Here is a 448-nt window from a genome sequence, read left to right as displayed (position 1 = left end):
ATTCAGAGACGATGGTGGCGCCGGTGTCTGGATCGATCGACGCCGCGGGCGTCACGATGAGCCAAGGCGACGTGCGCGTGGAGGAAGCCGATGTCGACCATCCTGCGGTCGTCGCCGGTCCCGACGGCGCGCAGGTCGTGCTCATCTTCGCCGATCGGCGCGAGCTGCGCTCGGCGCTCGACGACGGGAGGATGTCCGGCGCGCTCGGCGCCGCGCTGTCGCCGGTGCTCGAGGACCTCCAGCGCCAGCTCCTCCTCGCCGACTCCGCGTCCTGAGTTCGGAGTGGTCCGGCCCGACTCCCACGTGACGCGATCGCCGGATTTCATCGGCCAACGCCAGGGCTCTCGTAGCCCTGCTCGGTCCGCCGAGGAATCGTACGACGGCGTCGATTGACAACGACGGAACAGGCAGATCTGGCGCCGCACCTAGCCGCGCTGGACGATGAGCG

1 protein-coding gene is annotated in these 448 nt (G+C 69.4%); it reads left to right on the top strand.

Annotation, left to right across the window (positions count from 1 at the left end):
* Positions 1-275 (top strand): hypothetical protein (locus tag RM844_RS32770; protein WP_311671076.1); only part of this gene is annotated, 275 nt, incomplete at its 5' end.
* Positions 276-448: the final 173 nt, after the last annotated feature.

Source organism: Streptomyces chisholmiae (genome assembly GCF_031845445.1).
GTDB classification, from domain to species: domain Bacteria; phylum Actinomycetota; class Actinomycetes; order Streptomycetales; family Streptomycetaceae; genus Streptomyces; species Streptomyces chisholmiae.
Note: the sequence above shows the minus strand (reverse complement) of the source record. Positions and strands in the feature narration are given on the sequence as shown.